This is a genomic window from Enterococcus durans NBRC 100479 = LMG 10746, from assembly GCF_001544215.1.
In the GTDB taxonomy this organism is placed as follows: domain Bacteria; phylum Bacillota; class Bacilli; order Lactobacillales; family Enterococcaceae; genus Enterococcus_B; species Enterococcus_B durans.
In genome coordinates, this window is sequence record NZ_BCQB01000006.1 from 54857 (window position 1) to 67477 (window position 12621).

The 12621-nt window shown below is 38.8% G+C and carries 11 protein-coding genes and 3 pseudogenes; 5 read left to right on the forward strand and 9 right to left on the reverse strand.

Annotation, left to right across the window (positions count from 1 at the left end):
- Positions 1-52 precede the first annotated feature (52 nt).
- Both ED2_RS02970 and ED2_RS02975 read left to right on the forward strand, forming a co-directional pair.
- A complete protein-coding gene (locus tag ED2_RS02970) occupies positions 53-181 on the forward strand; it encodes a hypothetical protein (RefSeq protein WP_005877894.1) in 129 nt (42 codons plus the stop codon).
- Between the two features lie 54 nt (positions 182-235).
- Positions 236-1930 carry an oleate hydratase gene (locus ED2_RS02975; RefSeq protein ID WP_005877895.1) on the forward strand — a complete coding sequence of 565 codons (1695 nt, stop codon included), beginning with the start codon at positions 236-238 and terminating at the stop codon, positions 1928-1930.
- A 482-nt stretch (positions 1931-2412) separates the two neighbouring features.
- Here the strand turns inward: ED2_RS02975 and ED2_RS02980 are convergent, their stop codons facing one another.
- On the reverse strand, positions 2413-3267 hold the full coding sequence (locus tag ED2_RS02980) for a hypothetical protein (RefSeq protein WP_005877896.1): 855 nt from the start codon (positions 3265-3267) through the stop codon (positions 2413-2415).
- Between the two features lie 249 nt (positions 3268-3516).
- Here ED2_RS02980 and ED2_RS02985 point away from each other — a divergent pair, with 249 nt between their 5' ends.
- The 3 genes and pseudogenes from ED2_RS02985 to ED2_RS16270 form a co-directional block, all read left to right on the forward strand.
- Entirely contained in the window at positions 3517-4650 is a 1134-nt protein-coding gene (locus ED2_RS02985; RefSeq protein ID WP_005877898.1) for an alcohol dehydrogenase catalytic domain-containing protein, read from the forward strand.
- A gap of 26 nt (positions 4651-4676) precedes the next feature.
- Positions 4677-4990: pseudogene (locus tag ED2_RS02990) on the forward strand (YrhK family protein).
- 112 nt (positions 4991-5102) lie between these two features.
- Positions 5103-5237, forward strand: a pseudogene (locus ED2_RS16270) (DUF3788 family protein); the annotation flags it as partial.
- Between the two features lie 77 nt (positions 5238-5314).
- On the opposite strand, the gene ED2_RS02995 reads toward ED2_RS16270, so the two are convergent.
- From ED2_RS02995 to ED2_RS03030, 8 genes and pseudogenes are all read right to left on the reverse strand, one after another.
- A complete protein-coding gene (locus ED2_RS02995; protein WP_005877902.1) occupies positions 5315-5782 on the reverse strand; it encodes a GNAT family N-acetyltransferase in 468 nt (155 codons plus the stop codon).
- A 169-nt stretch (positions 5783-5951) separates the two neighbouring features.
- Positions 5952-7205: a PTS sugar transporter subunit IIC gene (locus ED2_RS03000; protein ID WP_005877904.1), complete on the reverse strand. Its 1254-nt coding sequence runs from the start codon at positions 7203-7205 to the stop codon at positions 5952-5954.
- 34 nt (positions 7206-7239) lie between these two features.
- A complete protein-coding gene (locus ED2_RS03005; RefSeq protein WP_005877906.1) occupies positions 7240-7557 on the reverse strand; it encodes a PTS lactose/cellobiose transporter subunit IIA in 318 nt (105 codons plus the stop codon).
- A gap of 20 nt (positions 7558-7577) precedes the next feature.
- Complete coding sequence (locus ED2_RS03010; RefSeq protein WP_005877911.1) at positions 7578-7898, reverse strand: PTS sugar transporter subunit IIB; 321 nt, start codon at positions 7896-7898, stop codon at positions 7578-7580.
- A gap of 563 nt (positions 7899-8461) precedes the next feature.
- Positions 8462-9457: an aldo/keto reductase gene (locus ED2_RS03015; RefSeq protein ID WP_016177822.1), complete on the reverse strand. Its 996-nt coding sequence runs from the start codon at positions 9455-9457 to the stop codon at positions 8462-8464.
- A gap of 409 nt (positions 9458-9866) precedes the next feature.
- Positions 9867-10659 (reverse strand): annotated as a pseudogene (gene msrA / locus ED2_RS03020) (peptide-methionine (S)-S-oxide reductase MsrA).
- Between the two features lie 182 nt (positions 10660-10841).
- Complete coding sequence (locus tag ED2_RS03025; RefSeq protein ID WP_005877917.1) at positions 10842-11864, reverse strand: sugar kinase; 1023 nt, start codon at positions 11862-11864, stop codon at positions 10842-10844.
- Between the two features lie 28 nt (positions 11865-11892).
- Positions 11893-12540, reverse strand: coding sequence for a bifunctional 4-hydroxy-2-oxoglutarate aldolase/2-dehydro-3-deoxy-phosphogluconate aldolase (locus ED2_RS03030; RefSeq protein ID WP_016177821.1), 648 nt, complete (start codon positions 12538-12540; stop codon positions 11893-11895).
- Positions 12541-12621: the final 81 nt, after the last annotated feature.

Consider the following 12621-nt stretch of genomic DNA (forward strand, 5'->3'; position numbering starts at 1 on the left):
ACTATCCTTTTAGTTAGATAGACGTGACAAAAATTCAAAGGAGGATTTTCTTATGAGCAAAAAATTGATCAAAATCGGTGTTGGATTAGGTTTATTGGCATTAGGTGCTGTATATCTAGGAAAGAAAACTGGATTGCTCGAAGACGACAGCCATCTATACGATGAATACGAATCAATCTAACAAATCGAAGAAAGTCGTTAGTCCGTTCACTTGTAAAATACTGGAGGAATCACAATGAGAAAAAGTAAAGCAATTATGATTGGCGCAGGCATCGCCAATATGGCAGCTGCGGTTTATTTGATTCAAGAAGGAAAATGGAATGGTGATCAGATTACGTTTTATTCTTTAGATGATCATGGTTCAAATGATGGCGCTCCAACCGACACTGTCACAGATGAATACTGGAATAAAAATCATCCCTTAGAAAATCAAAAAGGTTATGTCGCTCGTGGTGGACGAATGTTGAACTATCGAACTTATGTGGATCTGATGGATCTATTAAGTCGCATTCCTTCTGCAACGGAACCAGGCATGACTGCGGCAGAAGATACTAGAGATTTTGATGCAAAACATCGGACATTTGACAAAGCACGTTTGATGGAAGGTGGAAAAGGAATCATTGATGGCGGAAAACTTGGTTTCAATAACAAAGACCGTTTGTTATTAACAAAATTGATCGCTATGCCTGATTCAGAAGAAGAAAAATTGGACAATGTGACAATCGAAGAATATTTCAAAGATGACCCCCATTTCTTTGAAACTAACTTCTGGTTCATGTGGGAAACAACATTTGCTTTCCGTACTCGTAGCTCTGCTCAAGAACTCCGTCGCTACATGCACCAAATGATCTATGAATTTACTCAAATCGAGCATCTGGTCGGCGTAAACCGGACTCGCTATAACCAATATGAAAGCATCATGTTACCACTCATCAATTATTTAAAAGCTCAAGGATGTCAAATCATTTTAAATCGTCGTGTGACGGATTGGGAGTTCAAAGAAACACCTATGCAAGATGAAATTACCGTTACAGGATTGAAAATGATCAATACCCTTACCGATGAAGAAGAATATGTAGCAGTCGATAGCGATACAGCTGTTCTTTTCACAAACGGTTCAATCACTGACTCCGCAACACTGGGTGACTATGAAACCCCCGCTGTTGAAAATATGGATTACGGTGCAGCTTCTAGCTTATGGAAAAAAGCAAGCGAACGTTTCTATAATGTAGGAAACCCCGATAAATTTTTCGCAGATCGTGATGCAAGTGAATGGGTCAGCTTCACTTTGACAACAAAGGATCATTTATTATTGAATGAAATCACTCGAATCACTACGCAAGTTCCAGGTAATGCCTTGAATTCCTTTATCTCTACCACACCGATCACACCATTAGGTCAAAAAGACGTCAATATGTCGATCGTTGTGCATCATCAACCACACTTCACTTCACAAAAACCAAATGAAACTGTCATTTGGGGATACTTCTTATACCCAAGACGCCGTGGAGAATTTGTGGATAAACAATATATCAAGATGAATGGGAAAGAAATGTTGGAAGAATTGATCGGCCAACTATCCAAAGTCGATCCTGGTCCAGAAAATATTCGCACAAAAGAAAAAGAAATCTTTGCTAGTGTCGTCAACAATATCCCAGTATATATGCCATACGCGTCTGCTTTATTCAACAATCGGGCAAAAAGCGACCGTCCAAAAGTCATTCCACAACATTCAACAAACTTAGCATTCACTGGTGAATTCGTTGAACAACCTTATCAAATGATCTTTACGGAACAAAGCGCTGTCCGTTCCGGAGAAATAGCAGCCTTCCACTTTGCCGGAATCCCAATGTCCCGTTTAGTCAAAACCCCACGTTACGACAAAGACATTCCAACGCTTATGCGTGCGGCAAAGAAAATGTTTGACTAAAGGTTGTGAAAAGAGCGTTTTGCCCCGAGCACTAGTAAGAAAAAATGAAAAATTGCTCCTCATATTTTGCATTTTTTTGAACTAGGGCCGAGGGGGTGCTCTTTGAACACCGTCTATTCGGGTTATGAAAACATGTTTCACTAAATCGTGAAAAGAGCGTTTTGCCCCGAGCACTAGTAAGAAAAAATGAAAAATTACTCCTCATATTTTGCATTTTTTTGAACTAGGGCCGAGGGGGTGCTCTTTGAACACCGTCTATTTGGGTCAAGGAAAAGATGTTTCCTAAATCGTGAAAAACTAGTGATTCAACTCCCCCATTTTTGAATCTTTTAACTAGTAACGTACTTCTATCCTCTGATTTCTATGGACTGTTATGCAAAGAAGCGAACCTATTCTCTCCAGAATATGCTCGCTTCTTTCATTTTGTTGATTTGTTCTACTATATAATTGCTATATTATTGGAACAAAATACATTTATTCTCTCAGTTACTTTGGAACCGCTCTTTTTTCTTATATCGCGCAAAACTGTATAGCCCAAGGATCACACCAAGGCTAGCAACGATTCCTCCTGAAATGACAAAATAGGAAAGAACGGTTTGAATATAGCTAGCCATCAATACCTGAACAGCTGGGGATCTAAATTCCAGATTTTGCGACAAACGACTCAAGTAAAGAGCACCAGCAACTATGATTAGCACACCGCCTACCACTCCCAGTTGCAAAGAAGTATACCGTATGAAACGACCAATATTTTTTCTTGATAAAAGAATGATAATGAGTTGGCAGACAAGAAAGATACTGAGCATGATCAGAAAAAGAAAATCGCCTTTCTCCATCGTCTCGATCATATTATGAATAAAGTAAAAGAGATAGTAGCTTCCTGCTGTTCGCTGAAATTGATTCACCAAGGTCACTTTCATTGTTTCGATCTTATTTTTTTCTGTCTCATCCAACGTCAATTGATGCTCTTGTATGTATGATTGAAGCACACTGTCTATTTTTTCTGTTACCTCCGTTGTTTCACTTATCTTACGTTTGCTCCCTGTATATGTATCATGGATGAATACTTTGATCGACTGTTCGATAAACGCTTGTGGGATCGAAGTAGCGATGACTTCTACATATTCACTTTCTTCCAAATTATCTTCTCGAAAATTTTGACTGATTTCATTTGCAACGAGTTGACTGTACTCTGTTTTTTTCGTTTGTTCGAGCAAAAAAGACTGATTAAAAAAAGTTCCTTTGACAATTCCTAAAGAAATCGTTCCTAATAACGAAACCGTACAAATCAGTAATAAAACACCTAACCTGATACGGGATGTTTTCTCTTCTTCCATCGATTCCCTCCTTTTATGGATATATATTTGATCATAAACGTTATTTTAATAAAACAAATACATCTATCGTACTATTATACTAGCATTAATTTGTTATCTCAATCATAACAAAGTTATTTTAATTATCACTTTCTATTTTGAACAAGCATTTTATTATCAATATGGTCAAGCCTCCTTTAGAATGAAAGTAGATTACACCTAGAAATAATGATTGGTTGCTACCTGTTCTTGATGAGAGGAGATTTTTTTATGAAAGCTGTTACTTGGCAAGGCAAACAAAAAATGGAGATTCGAAATGTTGAGGATCCCAAAATTTTAGAACCCACCGATGCGATTATCCGTATCACCGCTACAGCAATTTGCGGCTCCGATCTGCATCTTTATCATCATGGTGAAGCTGTTTTGGAAAAAGGATATGTCGTAGGTCATGAACCGATGGGCATCGTCGAAGAAGTTGGTTCTGCTGTTACCAAGTTAAAAAAGGGCCAACGTGTGGTCATCCCCTTCAACATCAGTTGTGGCCATTGCCACTTTTGTCTGAACGAGATGGAAAGTCAGTGCGACCGCTCGAACTCTGATCAACTGTATGGTGGATTATTTGGTTTTGGTAGTCTGAATGGCAACCATTGGGGTGGACAAGCAGAATATCTTAGAGTACCTTTTGCAGATACCACTTCTTTTATCGTACCAGACAACGACCTAGCAGATGAAAAAGTTCTTTTCTTATCTGATATTCTTCCTACCGCTTATTGGAGTGTCCAAAATGCGGGTGTGAAACAAGGCGATACAGTGATCGTCTTAGGGTCAGGCCCTGTCGGATTATTTGCACAAAAATTCGCAACGATGGCAGGCGCTTCTCGCGTGATCGCAGTTGACCCTGTACAACATCGAATCGATAAAGCAGGAAGATACAACAATGTAGAAACATTTCTCTTAGAGGATGTTCAAAATGCAGGTACTGACCTCTATGAATTAACAAAAGGCGGTGCGGATGTCATTATAGACTGTGTGGGAATGGATGGATTAGAACCGGTCAAAGAAAAGGCGAAAAATCTAGTTAGCTTACAAAGCGGAACGATTTCACCGATTCAGATTGCTGCAAAAGCAGCGAAAAAATTTGGAACTGTCCAAATCACAGGCGTTTACATGACTCCTGCTTCATCGTATCCTTTACAAGAATTTTTTATGCGAGATATTACTGTGAAACATGGTCAAGCGCCAGTCGTTCACTTGATGCCAAAAATCTACGAGATGATTGCTGATAACCAGTTTGACCCAGCACAAATCATCACACATGCAATGCCATTAGCAGATGCCGCACGCGCATATGAAATCTTTGACAAAAAAGAAGATAAAAATATCAAAGTTGTTTTGAAACCTTAGTTTTAATCAATAGTTAGGTGAGTTAAATGCCAGAAATCAAGCGAAATACGCACGAAATAGATATTGGAAAAGAAGAAGATATCGAGATACGCGGTCAACGATTCCGTCTTTATTTTCAAAATCGTTATACTTTGCTTTCACTCGCAGTCGTTTTTTGACAGGAATCTTCTATATTTTTGGAAGTGTTGCTCTTCTGACAAAGATACCCGATCGTTACAGTACCTACTGCTATCTTGCAGGAGCGGTCTTTTTGACAGCACGCCCTATCTTAAAAATCATCCGTAATGTCTTTATCTACGATGAAAAAAAGAAAGAAAAACTTCAGCAAAATAAAACCTAAGTTTTTATTAGAGGGAAAAGCTGCGTGTCACACTTATCCAGAATGGATAGCTATCGTTCTCTTGTTTAAAAAAAGCACTTCTTTCCTTTATAAACAAGTAGCCGTCTAATCTCGAAAGAGGCTAGGACAGAAGTGTTTAACTCCGAGAAATAAGCCGAAATCCACGAAAATTGCTTTTCAAATTTTTGTGGATTTCGGCTTATTTAAGAAGGAGTTGCTTCTGCTCCCACCGTTTATTTGTTTTTAAAGAATGAGATAAAAGTGTTTCTTACTTTTGTCCCACACCCTACGCGTTTTTTTTAGGCTAAGCTTTGCTATACTTCTTTAGTCTTCGGCAGTATCGATTTGATACATACGCACTGGTATTCCTTCGTTATCTTGAACCATCGCTAAAAAATCCCAATCATATCTTTCATAAAAATCAGTGTGATCCGTCACGAGATACAACCGTTCGATCCCCATATTTTTCATGTCTTTTCTAGCTAACATTAAAATTTCTTGTGCAATCCCCTGATTCCGATACTCTTTTTCTACAAATAAAGCACACAGATTAGGCGTTAAATCCGGACGATCATGAAAATCATTGTCGATGATCCCCGCACCAGCGATGATTTCTTCGTCTTCATTTAATACGATATACCACTGAGGAACTGGTTGTACTTTTGAGATGGCTTCATCAATACTTTCTTCATATACTGAATAGGGCAGATGCCATTTAGAAGCAAACCATTCCGCTGCCTGCTTTTTCCATTCGGGTCGTTCCCTTAACTTTATTAGTTGGTATCCTTTCATATTTCTCCCACTCCCATTCACATTTGCCCTATTATAGCATGCTTATTCGTGAACAACTCCCCTGTTGCTTTTTCCTACTAAAAAGCAAAGAAGATGAGATAAAAGTAAAGATCACTTTTATCTCATCTTCATATAAACTAAGCTATCGTAATGCTCGATAACCAACTATTTAAGCGCTTAATTCTTCTTTTCGTCTTTCTTGGATCGTCGCTACTTTAACGAACGGTAGGTAGATCAAGACCGACAATAGCAAGTTGACTGCGGCTAAGATACCGCCAGAAATACTTTTCGTTGCTAAGACCCCGCCAATGATTGGTGGTGTTACCCATGGTGGCATAACTGTAGCTGCTGGAACTAGACCAGTAGAAGTTGCAAAGTAAGCTACAGATACTAAAACCATTGGTGTCAAGATGAACGGAATGAACATGATCGGGTTCAATACGATCGGCAAACCAAACATTGTTGGTTCATTGATGTTGAAGATACCTGGTGCGATCGACAAGTTCGTCACGACCATGTATGGTTTGTTTCTGCGGCCAACTAAGTAAATCGCTAATAGAAGACCTAAAGTAGCTCCTGTACCACCTAAGTTAACAAAGCTGTCAAAGAAAGGTTTGTTAACGATGAATGGTGCGCTGTGTCCTGCGGCAATTGCATTCACATTTGCTTCAATTGCTGGTGCGTTGATTGTTTGCATCAATGGATCGACCATATTTGCACCATGTAAACCAAAGAACCATAAGAATGGTGTGATGAAAGCTAAAAGTAGTGCTGATGGGTAAGAGTTTGCTAATCCCATGAATGGTTCTTGAACAAGTGTATAGAATGCACCAACGATATCAGCCACGCCGAATGCAGCAAAGATTGCAGCAACCAATGCAAAGAATGAGATCGTGATCATTGCTGGTAATAGTGAAGCAAAAGCTTTCGCAACTGCTGGTGGTACACCATCAGGCATTTTGATGATCAATTTTTCATTTCCACTTAAACGAACAAAGATTTCTGTTGAAATAATCCCAACAATAATAGCAATAAATAAACCATTTGAGCTCATGCCCAAAGCTCCGCCTAGAGCGAAGAATGATCCTAAAGAAATAACACCGGCAGATACGCCGTCTTTACGATAACCGTTTGCTAAATGATAAGCGAGTAAGAAAGCAATCAAAACAGAAAGGATCGCAAAAGTTCCGTTCCAAGCTGATGTTCCGAATCCTTTCCAAGCTTCTCCACCAAAGATGGAATTCATCAATTCTTGGAATCCTGGAATCGGTAAGTTATTGATCATTACCGCCAAAGCACCCAAGATCATTAATGGCATACTAACCATAAATGAGTCACGGATCGCAACTAAATGTCGCTGTGCCCCAATTTTAGATGCGACAGGTATAAAATGTTTCTCCATAAATGCAACAAATTTATCCATGTTTCTTTCCTCTTTTCTATTTTACCATTTCGATTTATGCGTCTAAGCGACGGTATAGATCGATAATTTCTTTTGCTAAATCAGTAAAAGCAATCGAAGTCATCAGGTGATCTTGACTATGAACAGTCAATAATGTTACTTCCACATGATTCCCTTGAGCTTCTTGTGTCAGCATTTCTGTTTGAGAATGATGCGCTTGTACTAATGATTCTTCTGCATCTTTGATTTTTGCATCGGCTAATTCAAAATCGCCTTTTTTCGCAGCGGCAATCGCTTCCATCGCATCGCTTTTTGCATTCCCACCAAACATGATCAAACCCATGATGGCTTCAAGATTTTTTTGATCTTCCATTGTGATTCCTCCCACTCTTCTTATTTATTGATTAATGATTCTGCTTGTTCCAGTACTTTTGCACCATTCATCATTCCGTAATCTTGCATGTTGATAACATCCAAAGGAATACCTTTAGGGGCAAGTTTTTCAGCAAATTGATTTTGCATGAATCGTACTTGTGGGCCTAATAATAAAACGTCTACATTTTTTGATTCTAATTGATTATCTGCATCGGATGCTGATACAGCAAAGATATCCGCTTCGACTCCTTTTTCTTCGGCTGCTTTTTGCATTTTTGTTACGAGTAGACTAGTACTCATTCCTGCTGAACATACTAACATAATTGTTTTCTTTTCCATGTGGAACACTTCCCTTTCTTGTTTCTTACACTTTTATATAAAGCAAGTATCGTGCCAACTTTTAAAGCGCTTCACCATTGATATAATAGCGTTTTCAACATTTTAGAGTGTACGTCCACATCTGTTCTTCCTTTACACACTAAAAATAGTGTGCAAAAAAAGAGATTTAGCCTCTTTTTGCGCCAATCTCCTCACACTATCTATCAATACTTTTCAGCTACATGTGTGTTCTAGTGATGTTTTTCTTTCTATACTCACAAAATCAGTACTCTATGATAGTACTCCGGCAAAAAAATATCGCTAATTCATATAGCACGTTAAATGAAATAAACTACGCCTCGTCAATTTTTTTAAAATTCCACTTCATAACCACGACAAAAAGAGGTTGGGACAGAAGTGTTCAACTCCGAGAAATAAGAAGAAATTCACGAAAATTGCTTTTCAAATTTTTGTGAATTTCGGATTATTTAAGAAGGATTTACTTCTGCTCCCACCGTTTATTCGATTTTAAAGCATGAGACAAATGTATTTCTTACTTTTGTCCCACGCTCAAACTGATTACTTTAGTCCTGTTGTAAAATCGTTTCGATTTTATCCTCTTCTTCTGGTGAAAAATGGAGATTGTCCATCATTCGAACACTTTCTTGTAATTGACTTAGACGACTTGCTCCCACAAGCACGCTCGTCACTGACTCTTGCCTTAAATTCCAAGCTAATGCCATCTGCGCAAGAGACTGATTTCTTGTCTCAGCTAATTCTTGCAACAAAGTGATTTTATGCAAAGTAGGCGTTACTTGATCTTCTGAAAGAAATGGGATCTCTTTACGATGCGCACGAGAATCTTCAGGAATCCCATTCAAGTAACGTTTTGTCAGCAGACCTTGAGCTAATGGGCTAAAAGTGATTGCTCCAAGGCCATTTTCTTCAAGGACAGGGGCTAGATCATCCTCTAGCAATTCTCTTGAAAACATGTTGTAACGCATTTGGTGGATGATAAAAGGCGCCTCTTTTTTTCGAAGAATCTCTGTCATTTTCTGCGTATCTTCTCCATTATAGTTAGAGATCCCAACATACAGCGCTTTTCCTTGGCGAACCAGTTGTATCAATGCTTCTGCAGTCTCTTCCAAAGGTGTTTCAGGATCTGGACGATGGTGGTAAAAGATGTCCACGTAATCAATCCCCATTCGTTGCAAGCTTTGGTCACAACTTGCAATGATGGATTTACGTGAGCCCCACTCACCGTAAGGACCTTCCCACATATGGTACCCTGCTTTATTTGAGATGATCATTTCATCACGGTAAGCAGTAAAGTCTTCTTTGAAGATCCGACCAAAGTTCTTTTCTGCAGCTCCAGCCGGTCCACCATAATTATTTGCTAAATCAAAATGAGTGATCCCCATATCGAACGCGCCTCTTAAAATCTCGCGTTGATTACTGATTGGATCATGATCTCCAAAATTTTGCCATAGCCCTAAGGACAATAGTGGCAGCTTCAATCCAGATTTTCCCGTTCTTCGATACGTCATTTTTTCGTAACGATCCTGTTTTGCTACATACATTGCTATCTCTCCTTTATCTTTTTTAGCATAGCCACTTTAAAAAAGCGCTATCATTTTATTTATTCATCGGTTTTTGATTTACCAATGGCACCTCTGTCAAACAGCGTTCATCACCCTCCTATATAGACTGAGTGATTCTAGTTCAACTGTTACAGTTAATTATACCCTTTGGAACCAAGCATTACTAATTTTTACAGCAACTATCATCTTGTATGCTTGCTATCTGCTGAAAAACTTTTTCCAACAGCATGAATTTCTAGCAACACTCCATTAGTCACTATATATAGTAGGATTCTTTAAAAAAATTCCAGAATTTAAGTAGGTAGGTAAAACTTGATCGGTGCTTTTCAAATGAAGAAGCAGATTTATAATAGAAATTAGTGACTTTGATTCCTTCTCCTTCTGTATCTCATTTTTTCCGTTTAAAGAAAAGATAGAGTTCATGAGAATGCTTCATCTTTTTGTAGCGTTTAGGCTGTTTAAGATAGAAACGTTGATGGTAGTTTTCAGCAGGCCAAAAAGTTGTCGCATCGCGAATCTCAGTGATGATTGGCTGATTGAATCGTCCTGATTGGCTTAATCGTCTTTTTGATTCTTCTGCTTCGGCCCGTTGTTTTTCATTTTCAACAAAAATAATCGAACGATATTGTTTGCCACGATCCTGAAATTGTCCAAACGCATCTGTTGGGTCTGAAATTTGCCAGTAGATGTCCAGTAATTCAGTATAGCTGATCTTTCGTGTATCAAACAGGATTTCCACCGCTTCAACATGTCCTGTGTAGCCTCCGCTGACCTGATCATAACTAGGATGTTCAACCTCTCCACCTGTATAGCCCGATAAAAAAGGAAATGATTCCTTCTCTCGTTTCAAAAGGTTCGACCATACACCAAAAACAACCTCCAGCAAAGATGGCTCTTTCTTGATACGTTGGATCGGTGAGCTGGTGTTTAGAAAAATCATAGATCGTTTCTTCGTCTTGTTCTCCCGTAATTTCCGCATAAAAATCCATGACATCAGGGGTTAAGTTTCTACGAATGGCTAAAGGACGCAAATCAGCCTCTAGTTTTTCTACTTCTTGTTTGACAGAAGCCTTCTCCCCCAGCCGTTCTTTTGTCTGTCGAAGTAGCGTCCTTTCCCATTCCCGCGTGCTAGGGTTCAAGATCAAATTATAAATAGTTGCAATTACTTCTTCTTCATCCAACATCATTCACTCCCCATTTCTGTTATATGCTTTATCACTTTTTTGAAATGATTTTATTGAAATTTAGCATAAAGAACAAGTTTACGCGAATAGTTGGTTTCTATTGGGATTATTGAAAAAGACTTTGGCGATATCCACTCAGGAAATAGCATCAAAGTCTTTTTTATAATAGAATGAATGTCTTATCTAGATAAACGTGCGCCATTCCCATTTTGGGCAACTTGATTGATTTCTGCTTCTGAAACTAAATTCAAATCTCCAGTGATCGTCAACTTCAAGACACTGGCAGCTAAAGCAAATTGGATCATTTTTGCTTCATCAAATCCGCTAACAAGTCCATGGATCAAGCCAGCACCAAATGCATCGCCGGCTGCTACACCTTCCATGACATGCATATTATAAGTCGTAGTTTCGTAAAATTTGCCTTCTGACAACATTAGTGCCGTCCATTGGCTATCTTCTACTGAATAGATATTTCTCAAAATACTTGCAACTTTCTTACAGTTCGGGAATTTTTTTGTCACTTGCACCATTGCTTTTTTAAAGTTTTCTTTTTGATCGATGCCTCGGGAATCATCACCATCGAACGCTTTGATACCTAAAGTTGCTTCAAAATCTTCATCATGTGCAATACAAACAGTGACAAATTCCATGATTTTAGAAATCGTTGCTTGCGCTTGTTCTGGCTCCCACATCTTACGGCGATAGTTCAAATCAGAAATAATCTCAATCCCATGTTCTTTACAATATTGACAAGCTTCTAAGACGATTTGTTCCAACTCTTTAGAAATTGCCGGAGTAATCCCTGAGAAGTAAAAGTAATCGACATCTTTAAAAATTGCTGACCAGTCAAATTCCGTTGCTTTGACCTGCGCAAATGAACTATAAGCCCGATCATAGACAACATTCGTTGAACGGATACTTGCACCTTTTTCAAAGAAATAGATCCCTAAGCGGTCACCGCCTCGCAAACATTTTGCTGTATCTACTCCATATTTTCTCAACGTATTTATAGCGCTCTCCCCTAAAAGATTTTCAGGAAATTTAGATAAGTATTCTACTTTATTGCCTAACAACGCTAAGGAAACGGCTACATTTGCTTCCGCTCCACCGTATGTGGCTTCAAAATTTTGTGTTTGCAGAATTCGTTCATTGGTTGGCGGTTTCAGCCGTAACATCATTTCCCCAAAAGTTAATATTTTCATCTTTCATCCACCTTTTCGCTTTTATAAGTTATACCTTACGAATGCTCTTCAATTTGTCGGCATATTGTGTGGCTACTTCAGTCACTTTTTCGAAATCGCCTGTAGCAGCTGGTGCTAGTAGGTTGCCGCCAACGCCTACAGCAACGACACCTGCAGCAAACCAATCCTGCATATTTGCCAGACTGACGCCACCAGTTGGCATGATATTCAAGTGAGGGAGTGGCGCTTTGAATGCTTTGACAATGCTAGGACCAAAAGCACTGCCTGGAAATAATTTGACGATATCTGCACCATAAGTGAGTGCTGTTTTCATCTCTGTAATGGTCATACACCCTGGTAAGTATGGGATTTGATATAAGTTACAAATTTTAGCTGTTTCTTTGTCAAAACAAGGGCTGACAATGAATTCCGCTCCAGCCATGATAGCTAATCGTGCGGTTACTGCATCAAGTACAGTACCTGCACCAATAACGATCGTGGGATCTTTTTTATAATTTGCAGCTAATTCTGCAATCGCATGATCAGCATTCGGAACTGTAAACGTCAATTCGATCCCAGTGATTCCACCTTTAACAATCGTATTGCTTGCTTTGATTGCTTCTTCCACAGTTTCCCCACGGACAACTGCGATCACTCCGGCATTTTCTAATTTATTTAAAATAGCTGTTTTTTTCATAATTTTCTCTTCTTTCTATTTATCTGTTTGCCACACCAAAACCAATCACTTATTTGCATAAAAAATTCGCCAATACCCACG

Bases quoted from the DNA above. Each gene is read 5' to 3' on its own strand.
- ED2_RS02970 (WP_005877894.1), top strand. From the start codon at position 53: ATGAGCAAAAAATTGATCAAAATCGGTGTTGGATTAGGTTTATTGGCA.
- ED2_RS02975 (WP_005877895.1), top strand. From the start codon at position 236: ATGAGAAAAAGTAAAGCAATTATGATTGGCGCAGGCATCGCCAATATG.
- ED2_RS02980 (WP_005877896.1), bottom strand. From the start codon at position 3,267: ATGGAAGAAGAGAAAACATCCCGTATCAGGTTAGGTGTTTTATTACTG.
- ED2_RS02985 (WP_005877898.1), top strand. From the start codon at position 3,517: ATGAAAGCTGTTACTTGGCAAGGCAAACAAAAAATGGAGATTCGAAAT.
- ED2_RS02995 (WP_005877902.1), bottom strand. From the start codon at position 5,782: ATGAAAGGATACCAACTAATAAAGTTAAGGGAACGACCCGAATGGAAA.
- ED2_RS03000 (WP_005877904.1), bottom strand. From the start codon at position 7,205: ATGGATAAATTTGTTGCATTTATGGAGAAACATTTTATACCTGTCGCA.
- ED2_RS03005 (WP_005877906.1), bottom strand. From the start codon at position 7,557: ATGGAAGATCAAAAAAATCTTGAAGCCATCATGGGTTTGATCATGTTT.
- ED2_RS03010 (WP_005877911.1), bottom strand. From the start codon at position 7,898: ATGGAAAAGAAAACAATTATGTTAGTATGTTCAGCAGGAATGAGTACT.
- ED2_RS03015 (WP_016177822.1), bottom strand. From the start codon at position 9,457: ATGTATGTAGCAAAACAGGATCGTTACGAAAAAATGACGTATCGAAGA.
- ED2_RS03025 (WP_005877917.1), bottom strand. From the start codon at position 11,864: ATGAAAATATTAACTTTTGGGGAAATGATGTTACGGCTGAAACCGCCA.
- ED2_RS03030 (WP_016177821.1), bottom strand. From the start codon at position 12,540: ATGAAAAAAACAGCTATTTTAAATAAATTAGAAAATGCCGGAGTGATC.